The following is an 11512-nucleotide window of genomic DNA, read 5'->3' as shown; positions in this document are numbered from 1 at the left end:
GCAGAGTATCACCTGTATTGGTTGTTGCAGAGAGTGTAATACTGGAATCAGGATCACTAAAAAGATCTGATTTAAGAGTATAAGAAAAAGGTGTATAACGATTAGTGCTAAGTGCTGGTATTGAACCATCTACAACTGGTGCGCCATTATGGGCAATGGATAAATCAGCACCTGTTGCGGTGTATCCAGTTGCTGGATCACCTTTGAGATGTAATGTGCTTCCTGAGAAGGTAGTAGTGGGTACCAGATTTAGATTGGCAAGCACTAAAGGCAGGGTGATGCCACTTCCTGGGAAGTTGCCCCCAAAATCTAGATAGGAAAGAGATAGAACCTTATCGGTCTTGGGGTCACCATCAGCATTGGAGGTATCAGCAGTGATGGCATTACCCAGCAGACCAGTTTTGAATGGATCACCAGCAATAGAAACGCTTAGTTGGGTGGAATCAAAGTAAAGAGATGCACCGACACCTGTGAGATTTATTTCGCCTGTTGAGACGGTGTAAGAAATTGCGGAGGTGGTGCTGATACCTGAACGAATAGCAGTTTTGCTTGGTGGGTTGAGGGTGAGGGATTGAACAGGAGGAGCACCTGAGGTGATGGGTGCTGACGCAGCACTATTAACTACTTCATTAGTGCCATAACCATCCAAATAACTTACAACACCTCTTATCTTCTTGCCGACTTCTGATGCTGTAAGAATATAAGTATTGTTATTATCTGCCCCGTCTGTTGTGCTGAGTTTAGACCAGGTAGTGCCATCAGTTGATGTTTCCCAGTTGTAATTAAATGTTGGTGAATAACCTGTGAAGTTATCGCTATCTTTGATTGCTGTTGCATCTATTGTGAGTGTAGATCCAACTTTAAATGTTCCTGCAACCGTTGGAGTTCCAGTGGGGGTATTGTTGGGTGCGAGTTTTATTTCTGCGATGCCTGTTTTATACAACCAGTAATCGTTTCTCTCCTGTACTGGAACGTCAGACCAAGAATTTAACCCTGCATATGATTGAACCACTCCTGATGGATCAAGCATTACAGTCAGCCATCCATCCTTGCTGCCTGCTAATCCTTTGACATGAATTTCTCTAAGGAAATTTGTATATGTAACTTCAGTACCGTCCGCCCATTTTGGTACTCCATCAACTTCCTTGTCGTTCAGACCAATCCATGAACCTGCTCGAAGACCATTGTTCCAATTGCTATCTGGAAGCGCAAGTCGATCTCGGAATGTATCAGATATCCATTGATTCTCAGCTGCATCATTAATCGTCACCAAGTGCCCACCGAGTTTGACGGCATTTGCCTCTGCTTCTTCCCATGTGGGACCTTGAACGATTACATAAGCAGAATCTCCACGACGGATGAAGGGGGTTTCTGCGAGACCCTTAAGAGTGTGATAGTAATTTTCTGAAGACAGATTTGGTAGATCATTCCAGGTTCCTTGCTCGTGTGAATGCCAGTTATTGCTTCCCCAAATGTGAGCGTAGTTTTCGCTTGTTCCACCATTGGGTTCATATCTCGCGCCTATACCTTCATTTGGATAACCCCAGTTTGAGTATGATGACTTTTCGTCAGATGACCATTCCCATTTTCCTTCTTGCTTTTGATCGGAAAAACCAATCCATATACCTGGTCCTGTTGGGTTAAATCTATTGAGAATCCACTTTTGCTCTTCTTCTGAATTGACTGCCACCAAATGCCCACCCAGTTTTACCGAGTTCGCTTCTGCCTGCGTCCAAGACGGACCATCGACGATTGTGTATAAGGAGTTGCCGCGGATTGTTGGTTTCTTGGTATCTGCTTCTATTAATGATGCTAAAAATATATCGTAACCACCACCACTTGATTGCCCAGTAATAGTTCCATTGGTCTGCCCAAGAAGGTATAATGATTCTCCAACCTTAACAAGACTTCCTGCTCCATCATAAGAGGAGGGCACGTCGAACTTATAAGACTTCAAAAGGTTACCGGAAGTATCTAATTCATCTACTACTGTAAAACCTGTATTATTTGATCCTGTATTCCAACCAACTCCATCGGAGTAACTAACGTAAAGTTTCCCATTTAAACTTTCAATTGAATTGCCGCCTTGCGCATTGCTGTCTCCCCATGATTTATCCCATTGAATAGTGCCATCTGAAATATTAAATGACATTATTCGTGCGTCCATTCTATCTCCCCCGTCTGCCTTGTATCCTGTTCCAATTACTGAATTGCCGATAATTTTGATCGATCCAAGATTATTCCAATCACTAGACGGTCCGTTTTTCCACCAAATAATATTTCCATCTAAATCAAGACGCCCTGCCATAGCATAATCAAAGTCTTGTTTACCGTATGGTCCTGCACTTACATAGATTTGATCTCCATCAATCCTTATGTCTCCAATTCCCGATGCGCCAGTATTTGGATATGTTTTATTCCAAACTAATTTACCTGTATCGAGCGTGTAGGCATTTATAAATGCAGTTTTAGCACTGTTAAAACCGGTTGTTGTTCCACCACCAACATAAATTGTATTTTCTCTAATCGCGATAGCGCCAAATTCTGGATACGCATTGGTAATTTCCCATAACTTTTCTCCTAGCGAATTAAATTTCGCAAGTGCTGAACTCTTTCCACTTGCACCACCTGAACTACTTGCAACAAGAATGCTTCCATCTGGAGCAATGACACTTGTTGCTCCACTTCCTCCTTGACTCAAAACCTTTTCCCATATAAGTGTTCCTTTTAAATCATATTTACTTAAAGTTGCAATCCCAGCAGTTACAGATGGTACATAGATGTACGTACCATCACTGCTTCCTCTACCGGCATAGTTATCGCCTGCTTTAGCAAACTGCTTGATCGGTTTGATCTCAGGTGTTGCCATAAAACCCAAACCCTCAAGAAACGGCAGAGAAGCAGCGCGTACCAGGAGGCAGATCGCCTTTGGTATCTGCATCTCTTTATATTCTATTCGTTTTTAAGCATTTTGTCAAGTTTATGCAGATATTGCATTAACTTGTTAGAGCAACGGGTTTCAGCGTTTTATTGCAGCGCACTAGGTATTTTTCTTAATCCATTACTGCCTTTCACCCCCATAACTCCAACCCCAGACCCGCCARTGCTGCTGCCCTTCTGAGGCAGCAACTAGCAGCAACTTCAGCAGCAGGTGCTTTTGATGTTGATTCCARYGGTTCTGATGCCACTGCYGAGTAATGAAGCAAATCACCATCAGCAGTGGGGATGGTCAAACGCCCTGTTACGACAACAGCACCACCGACCTCCTGAACCGATTGAACCTCCCARCACCAACCAGGTGCCCTGTGATGMARGTGCCKMGCAATGGTGTTCCAAGGGCARTAGGTAAGAGTTGCTGTTCCTTGYTTTCTGGTCTTGAGATGSCKKGRATCAATWGGKCKTGATAGATCCGCCARSGTTTCWGCMGTTGGTCTTAACGCAAAYTTGATTGCTGTTGTGGRTGCCATGAAACTGAATCTCTTTGGATTRCTGCTGYTATTATAGCATAAGATACTGGTTTTAWCTCTTTARRYRCTKRTGATCTGGCATAGKTAGGTRCTGCTTTTYGCTTCTGCTTCTCCATCTTGTTGYGCCTGGATTTGAATGCCGCGTATTAATTCCCTTACCTCAGGGGAKTATTCCCAACTGGTTCTKSTGCGTTGTTTGATTACCCATCCACCAGGTGCAACAACACCAAAACGCAATTCAGCATCACCAAAGAGCGCCTGGATTTCAGAGTCAATAACTTGCCTCTCCTCATCCAATRCCTTTAGTTGACCTGTGATCCAGATKCGCCTTGTWAGCAGTTGSGTGGCATTGAGATCTGCCAGATGCGGAAAWGRATCWGGGYGTTCTTTCGGCAGGGTTTTTAGCAGCAGGGCAAGATCAGCAGGATCAATYGGTGGTGTCATYAGAKGTTTCTGGTGGTTTCTTGAGTGCTCCTTCCTGCACTAGGCGGTTGWAGTGGCACTGAATGGCAGTTTCMACAATTGCGGCAAGGGTGGTTGCTTGGTTGGTGCGCTGMCGAAACTGCTGTATCTCAGACACCATCTCCATTACTTCATCSGTTAAACGRATGCCGTATTGCTTTGCYGCATCAGGRTGCTCAGATGCCATTASTGCTTCTGTGAATGCWCAAAGTGTGGCAGCAGYAGTTGGGGCAATGAAAGGGTCATCAGAACCTCTATGGGTTTCAAGGTGAAATGGGGTTGAGAAGGGGCGGGTTTCTAATGAACCTCTTGCCCCTTYCAACACTYAAATCATAGCAYATRAWAAGCAGAATACTGCATAATGCRCTGCTTTATYAGCAAACTGGTTGCAATGCTGGTTCTTCTTGTGCTGCTGCCACCTCAATTGAAAAGGCATTCAGCACTTGATCTGCAACTGAGCGGTGGGAGGTGGTGGACAGATCGTTAGAGCAGTCGTTGAGTGCCCTAGAGAAAAGACCAGACAACTCAATGCTGATGGTGGTTGAAAGCAAATCAGCAGCAAATGCCCAATGCTCAAGGGTGAGGGCATTACTGAGGCATCCATTAGCAGCAGCATCAGTTGATTCCTGCTCCCACTGGCAGCACTGATTYYGCAAAGCAGTAACGATCACGCCCTTGCAGGCAAGAATCGTTGAAAGATCAAGTTGRGAAAAATCRGTTGGCATTGCTTTGAACCTCTATGGGTTGCTTAAGACACTCGTATTATAGCATAAGRCGCTGGGAATAAGACGCGATGAACTGCTTATCCCGTGAAAACCGCTTCTGCTATCTATACTGGTCTTATAGTRCCTGATGCTATATCCTTTGTTTATKCRTTTGGTATTTCAGTGGCAAAGCGMGTSCGAATTACCCTTGCCAAGGCGCTTGCAAAAGCAAATCTGCGCCGTGCTGAATCAGGTGAAAAAGCACTCACGATGAATTCTCTTGCCGTAGCAGCAGGAGTAGCAGCAACCACCATYACCCGTTTAGCAAGAGAYGATCAAAAGGCAGCAGCAGCATTATCTCTTGATCTCGCATCTAAATTAGTAACTGCGCTTGATTGTGGTATTGAGGATTTGTTAGAGGTTGTTGAAKGATAATCAAACCCTGAGTTTTTCTTCAATTAAATCCCACCGATTTTCATACTCTTYTACATTCCAACCATTGAAACACTTACGGGGWKGAAGAGTTATTGTTCGTRTTGAACTCTCCTCGTGCTGCCTGCCATTCATTCCTGGAGTTTCTAACCACTGATTGTGCGACTCTTTGATATTTTTTGACATTACTAATGATGGAATGACGAAATATTGAAATGCCATCTCAGAATTTGGTTGAGGAATGCCACCTAAGATCCAGAAGAAATTATCTCCATATGATTTTTCTGCTTTCTTTCCGACACTACAAGTTCTATTGCCTGGAATGAAGGTTTTCACCTGAATATGAACAAATCTTGTTCCGTCAATATTGCTGCAAAGTATATCTGTGTTAGGTGTATTCCCCAAAGTTACAACTGCTGAATATCCTCTTCTGCAAAGTTCTCCTGCGATGAAGAATTGACTGGCATTRCCACGGGTGCTTTTCTCTTTGATGACCTTTTCTTTTGGCATCCTATACTTCGAACTCCAGGAAGAAATCTTCATCCATTTTTTGAATTGTAAATGTCTGCTTGGTAGAGACGCCAATGCCATGCTTAAGCATCAAATCAGACATCCTTTGACCATCGACAAGAACAATTCTTCTATCCGTCAAAGTTCTTACATATTCCTGTGCTGGTTGGGCAAATGTTGAGGTGGTCATGATGACGCCCTTTGATGCACCAACTCCTGCCAGAGCACCAACAAATCCCTGAATTACTGGTCTTCCGACAGACCCTTCCCATCTCTTTGCCTGAATATAGATACGATCCAACCCCAGGTGATCCTGGTTCACAACACCATCAACACCACCATCAGCACCACGGGCAACACCCTGAACATCTGCCATCGATCCTCCATATCCCATGCCAACCAACAAACGCAGCACTAATTGCTCAAACCCTTCAGGCGGTAGTTGCTTTACTCGATCTAATACTTCGCCTCTAAGTTCATGCTGGATTCTTATTACCCCTTTTTCTATTTGCTCTTCAGGGGTAAGTTCATCATCTGAGTCATTCTGCACAACAAGTTGCGCTTTTTCAGACCTGGCAGCATTAGCAGGGAAAAAGTCATTGAAGCGATCGTATGACCTTAGATAATCAGCATCAATTGCCGTAGGGGGATTGAGAAGAAGTTTCTTCCCATTGTCACTAATTACATAAATTGCTCTTCTTGGTCGATCCAGTAAACCTGCCTTGAAAAGATATGTTCTTGCCCAACCCATTCGATTGTCAAAGGTAGTTTGTGTGCCACTTTCTAATCGCTCAACTAATGCTTCCTCTGTAAGACCCAAATATTTTGCAACGGCATCCTTTGTTTGATTTGTTGTCATCTCTTTGCCTTCACTCATTACCTTGAGTAGAGGCAGCATCAATACGTGGTAGGGGGGAACGCTATTCATTATTGACCATCTTTAGACCACTCTTCAGAGATCATTTCGGTCTGCTGGAGCACCAAATCAATCGCATTTRCTTCCTGATCTGGTGGATACTTATAGCGTTTTAGTAATGCTTTTATCATTGTTCGCAGTCGTGCCCGAACATTTTCTTTRTATTGCCARTCAATACTKAGATTRCCCCGWAGTTTATTTGCTAATTCTCTTGCCATCTCTTTTAAAACCTCATCACCCATTAAATCYTGTGCTGATTGGTTRTTTGCCAACGCATCATAAAAAGCAATTTCAGCAGTTGATAACCCCATYGCTGCKACCTTTTCCGCTTCCTCCCGAAACTGCTTTGCCATCGCTATTAGTTCTTCAATAACTTGCGCTGCTTCAATTGCTCGATTTGTATATTTGTTRAGAGATGCTTGTARKAGTTCACTAAATCTTTTCTGYTKTACRATATTTSTTTTRAAWCGTGAWTGAACTTCATCTTTTAGCAACCGYTGGAGCAATTCAACTGCCAGGTTTTTTTGTGGAATCTTACTTACTTCTTCTAAAAATGAATCAGATAAAATACTAATATCTGGTCTTGAAAGACCAGCAACTTTAAATACATCAGTGATTCCATCTGCTACTAACGAATCMGAAAGCAGTTGCCGCAATTCAAAATCAACATTCTTTGGAGCRCCACCATCTCCACCACTACCTTCTCCYTTCATTAGTGGCGCTCTTATCGCCTGTATGAATGCCACTTCATCAGTAAGTGCCATTGCTTCATCTGTGGTGCCACATAAAGCAAATGCTTTTGTCATTTTCAGCACGGTGTCGCAATATCGCTTCTTGCCATCGGGCATCGCCAGAATGTGTTCGAGGCAATTAGGCATTAGTGCCATTGCTGTTTTTGGATCTTTAAATCCACTCCAATCAATTGGRAAAAGCAAGTCACGAGCAACYTGAAGTTGTTCTTTGAAAATCCTCAGTGCTTCACTTGTATCAAGTGTTGGTTTACCTTTGCCTTTAGCAGCGGTGTATGTYGCCAGTGCTTCTTTTAGTTGAGGAGCAATGCCGATGTAATCAACAACYAAACCGCCTGGTTTATCTTTAAAAACYCTATTAACTCGGGCRATYGCCTGCGCYARRTTTGCYCCCTTCATYGGTTTATCTACATACATCGTTGCYARACAAGGAGCATCAAATCCTGTTAACCACATATCACGCACGATYACGATCTTGAGCGGATCAGCAGGATCTTTAAATCGCTTCTCTAAATCCTTTTTTTGTTGCTTGGTTGTGTGGTGCGGTTGTAGATATTGCTCATCTGATGCTGATGCCGTCATCACTACTTTAATGGCACCTTCCATATGYTCRTTATTTTGCCAGTCAGGGCGCAGAATAATAATTTCTTCATAGAGGCGAGCGCAGATATCCCTACTCATTGCCACCACCATCGCCTTGCCTGGTTGTGTGCGAGAGCGTTGCTCAAAGTGGGCAACCAAATCTGCTGCTACTTGTTTGAGGCGTGGTTCAGCGCCCACTAATGCTTCCAGTGCTGCCCACCTGCTCTTTGCCCGCTCAGCAGCAGGAATATCATCTTCATCTGAAAAAAGATCATCCACCTGCTCATCCACCTGAGGCAGTAGTGGTTCCTTGAGCGCCAGTTTTGCTAGGCGTGATTCGTAGTAGATCGGCACTGTGGCACCATCTTCTACTGCTTGTTTGATGTCGTAGATAGAAACGTAGTGCCCAAATACTGCTTGGGTATCACGATCATCTTGCGAGATTGGTGTTCCTGTGAAGGCAATAAAGGTTGCTTCTGGTAAGGCATCTCTGAGTGCCTTTGCTAATCCATATTTGATCTCACCAGTTTTCGTATCTAGACGCCCTTTAAATCCGTATTGAGTGCGGTGCGCCTCATCGCAGATCACTACAACGTTTCTGCGCTCAGTTAAAGCAGGAAACTTTTCTTCCCCATCTTCAGTAGCGAACTTTTGAATGGTGGTAAAGATGATKCCGCCACTGGGKCKGTTGCTAAGCAGTTCCCTGAGTTCCAAGCGAGAATCTGCTTGTTTAGGGGATTCACCCAGCAGATCACCTGCTCCCGCAAATACACCAAACAGTTGCCCATCAAGATCTTGGCGATCAGTAACCATCACCAAGGTGGGATTTTCTAAGCGTGGATCGGTGAGCAACTTGCCTGCTAAACACGCCATTTCGATGCTTTTACCTGCCCCTTGGGTGTGCCAAACAACTCCACCTTTTTTATCGCCACCWGGTCTGCTTGCTTCYACCACWCGCTCMACTGCTGCTTTAACAGCGTGGAATTGGTGATAAGCAGCGATCTTTTTTGWGATTTGCCTATCTTCTTCAAAGAGACAGAAGGAGCGAAYAAATTCCAGCAAYCGCYYCTTATCAAATATKCCYCGCACCAGKGTYTCCAGATCACGATGAGCACCAAGCGGATCGAGGTTGTTCTCKCCATCGATAGTGCGCCASCGCTGGAAGCGTTCCTGATCAGCACTTAATGAACCCAACCGTGCCTGGGTGCCATCACTGATCACCAGCAACACATTTGRCGTAAAWAGATCTGGAATATCTGTTTTATAGGTTTGTAATTGGTTGAACCCTGCCCAGATATCTGCCTTTTCATCAGCAGGGTTYTTYARTTCGATCACCGCCARCGGTAGACCGTTGAYRTAGACCACCACATCRGGGCGGCGGTTGTGTTTAGTGCCCTGAATCGCTAATTGATTAACAACTAACCAGTCGTTKGWWGMKGGRTYSTCAAAYCCGATSACCTTGAGRCGAATACCAACCTGCTGRTTSCCATCCATATAGGTGATGGGYAAWCCCTGAGTCATCCAACGGTGRAASTKRCGGTTGGATGCCAGCAGACCAGGMACGTTGGGATTTGCCAGTTGGAGCACCGCTGACTCGATGGTGCTCGCTGGAACTTCAGGGTTCAGGCGTTGGAGTGCTGARCGCAAACGCCCCGTGAGGATGACCTGTCTGAARTCRGTGCGTTCAGGTGAGGTGCCRTCRGGTGCGAGATCTGGAGCAAAGGCATAGGCGTATCCCAGTTCCTTGAACCACTCAAGGCACTGCTGCTCCAGATGGTCTTCTGTGATGAGTGCCATCAGACGCCAACCTCCTCAAGTATCTTCTCGGCATCAGGTATTCGGATTTCACCTGAAATGAGTTTGGGTAGGAGGGCGTCACGAAGATCTGATAAGCAACGAGTTTCCTGTTGACCACACTTTATAGATGAGAAGATTGACGCAGTAGCATCGCAGAATGCCCGAGCGGATATCTCGGGTGGCACCACAAGCGGCATTTCTCTGAGTATTTGCGAGTTGACCGCCGTAGCAATAGAAGATGTGCTGCCGAGCGAATGGTAATCGTATTGAGACAGGAGGCAGTAGGTATATTCAGACCCAGCGCCTTTCACCAGCGGCGAAAAATGAGCAATCGCTTCATTAGTAAGCATTTCGCCTCCAGTGATCGCAACCCTGCCTATTGTGAGTTTGAAACTCAAGACAACAGTGTTCGCTGGCACTATTTTGACGTTGAACCTATCTACTGCCTCTCTTGTAAGGCGCTCAGAAGTTTTATCGGCATATACCCCTACCTCTCCCAGGTCTCGGATTGACAACCAAGGCATATCGGCGTGACTTGTCGAGAACCACTGTGATTCCTTCCTTGGAGGCGTCTTGCCTATCGAAACGTCATATTGCGTGCCCGCTGATTTCACTTCCCACCCACTCGGAATCTCACCCAGTTCCGAATCCTCAAATGAATCTGGGAATAGATCACTTATCTCTGCTGGCAATCCAGTTGGGCGACCTTCTGCTTTTGCTCTGACTGGATCRAAATCTACAAACCACGACTTGAAGAGCGCCTTTGCCATCGCCTCCAAGGTTTCGTTGGTCTTGCGATTTAGTTTGATTTTTGCCTCTATTGACTCAAGAATACGTGTAGCGACAATATTCCCATCACTCATTGAGGGGAGGGTGAATGAGAGAAAGTCATCTCTGCTCATCCCTACAACAGCACTGCCTGTTGCTCTGTTGGCGCAATACTGCCGATATTGAGGAGTTCTCAAAACCCAATAGACAAAATCTCTGAGTTCTGTATCTGGTTTTTTGAATCGGAGACATACAGTGTCTTGAGTGAGGCGACCCTTCAGCACCTCTGGCGGAACCCTGGCGACCGATCCAATCATCTCGCCATCCTTTGTGGCGCCCTTTAGAGAAACGTAAATATCGCCTGGATACAAAGTAAGGTCTTCGGGGCAGTCGCCACCGTAAGTCTTGTATCCGCTTGCCTTAAATCCTCCTCCTGGAACTATTGACCCGAGACCTAGCAGGGCAACGCCAGGTTTTCCCACAAGCATTCCCTTATATGTCTTCCCCCTAGTGAGAGTTGCGATATCACCCACGGTTAGACATCCATTCACATCCCAACCTCCTCAAGCATCTTCTCGGCATCAGGGATTCGGATTTCACCTGAGATGAGTTTTGGGAGGAGAGCATCTCTTGTTGCGCCAAGAGTGCTGATCTCTTCAGCAAGAAACGCCCTTCGCCTGAATATGACTTCCAGGTGGCATTCAAAAGCAGAAGCAACTTCTACTGGCGGCAGTAACTGGTTATTCATATAGGCGTGATTTCTGTTCAATCCTGGAACAGCAGAGTCAGCAGACAAGTCGGAAAGATTCTGGTTCTTCAAGCAGTAAAATAAAAATCGCATCCCAAGACCTCCCTTCTTGTTAATGACAAAGAACGTCGTATCTATTGGGTAGAAGTTCTTTTCTGACCATTCCACGGTTCCAGGATTGCCCTTTCTTCCAACCACTATTCCTGGCGCTTCTACAAGATATTCGTCGTGACTGCCGACCACTCCATTGGATCCAAATACAGGGCAGGAACCTCCATTTCTTTGCTCTTCCTTGAGAGGTTTCCCATACGCAAGTTCAATAACTTCGCCRAGAAGATGAACTTCCCACCCACTCGGAATCTCACCCAGTTCCGAAT

Annotated in this window: 7 protein-coding genes; 1 reads left to right on the top strand and 6 read right to left on the bottom strand. The window is 45.2% G+C overall.

The window, feature by feature from the left end:
* Window positions 1-2869 (bottom strand): lectin-like protein (locus C7K08_RS10690; RefSeq protein WP_161955889.1); only part of this gene is annotated, 2869 nt, incomplete at its 3' end.
* 1869 nt (window positions 2870-4738) lie between these two features.
* On the opposite strand from C7K08_RS10690, the gene C7K08_RS10670 reads away from it, so the two are divergent.
* The gene (locus tag C7K08_RS10670; protein WP_133165227.1) at window positions 4739-5068 is read left to right on the top strand and encodes a helix-turn-helix domain-containing protein; all 330 of its coding nucleotides are present in this window, start codon (window positions 4739-4741) and stop codon (window positions 5066-5068) included.
* Here the strand turns inward: C7K08_RS10670 and C7K08_RS10665 are convergent, their stop codons facing one another.
* From C7K08_RS10665 to C7K08_RS10645, 5 genes are all read right to left on the bottom strand, one after another.
* Window positions 5069-5575: a hypothetical protein gene (locus tag C7K08_RS10665; protein ID WP_106500601.1), complete on the bottom strand. Its 507-nt coding sequence runs from the start codon at window positions 5573-5575 to the stop codon at window positions 5069-5071.
* 1 nt (window position 5576) lies between these two features.
* Window positions 5577-6503: a restriction endonuclease gene (locus C7K08_RS10660; protein ID WP_106500600.1), complete on the bottom strand. Its 927-nt coding sequence runs from the start codon at window positions 6501-6503 to the stop codon at window positions 5577-5579.
* On the bottom strand, window positions 6503-9619 hold the full coding sequence (locus C7K08_RS10655; protein WP_193464832.1) for a type I restriction endonuclease subunit R: 3117 nt from the start codon (window positions 9617-9619) through the stop codon (window positions 6503-6505). Before C7K08_RS10655 ends, C7K08_RS10660 begins: the two co-directional genes overlap by 1 nt.
* Window positions 9619-10920 carry a restriction endonuclease subunit S gene (locus tag C7K08_RS10650; protein WP_133165226.1) on the bottom strand — a complete coding sequence of 434 codons (1302 nt, stop codon included), beginning with the start codon at window positions 10918-10920 and terminating at the stop codon, window positions 9619-9621. The genes C7K08_RS10655 and C7K08_RS10650 overlap by 1 nt, the downstream gene beginning before the upstream one ends.
* Before the next feature lie 14 nt (window positions 10921-10934).
* Window positions 10935-11512 (bottom strand): restriction endonuclease subunit S (locus C7K08_RS10645; protein ID WP_106500597.1); only part of this gene is annotated, 578 nt, incomplete at its 5' end.

Source organism: Synechococcus lacustris str. Tous, from assembly GCF_003011125.1.
GTDB classification, from domain to species: Bacteria; Cyanobacteriota; Cyanobacteriia; order PCC-6307; family Cyanobiaceae; genus Synechococcus_D; species Synechococcus_D lacustris.
The sequence above is the reverse complement of the archived record's forward strand: the minus strand, read 5'-3'. Positions and strand labels throughout refer to the sequence as shown.

Bases quoted from the DNA above. Each gene is read 5' to 3' on its own strand.
- C7K08_RS10660 (WP_106500600.1), bottom strand. From the start codon at position 6,503: ATGAATAGCGTTCCCCCCTACCACGTATTGATGCTGCCTCTACTCAAG.